1 protein-coding gene is annotated in these 437 nt (G+C 38.4%); it reads right to left on the reverse strand.

Going from position 1 to position 437, the window contains the following annotated elements:
• Positions 1-437: phage tail tape measure protein (locus tag CRV03_RS14000; RefSeq protein ID WP_164968682.1), on the reverse strand; the 437-nt coding region annotated here is incomplete at both ends.

Consider the following 437-nt stretch of genomic DNA (forward strand, 5'->3'; position numbering starts at 1 on the left):
TGGTTCAGTAGACATCGTTGCTGCAATCCCTTCACCAATCGCGCCTAATGTTTTTTTATTCAACGGTAAAACCGCTTCATTTCCAGCTTCTCCTGCACCTTGTAACTGACCATTACTCATACCGAAAATTGTAGGTCTAGTAAAAATACCGCCTTTTGCACGCCATTGTACACCAATGCCAGATGGATACGTAATGTCTTTCCCTAAAATGTTTTTCGTGCTAGTTTCTAAACTAAAATGCGGCATTTTAGGCATTTCCGGTTTCGGAATCTTTAATTTCAAATCACTGAAAAATCCTTTGATTTTATCAATGAATCCCTTCACTTTATCCACCGCATCTTTTATCGGGTCAATGATAAACCTCTTTGCTGCATCAAACTTTTCTTGAGCTGCATTTTTGACTGAATCAAATTTTTCCCGTGCTGTGTTGTACATAT

This window comes from Arcobacter sp. F155, assembly GCF_004116455.1.
Classification (GTDB): Bacteria; Campylobacterota; Campylobacteria; order Campylobacterales; family Arcobacteraceae; genus Halarcobacter.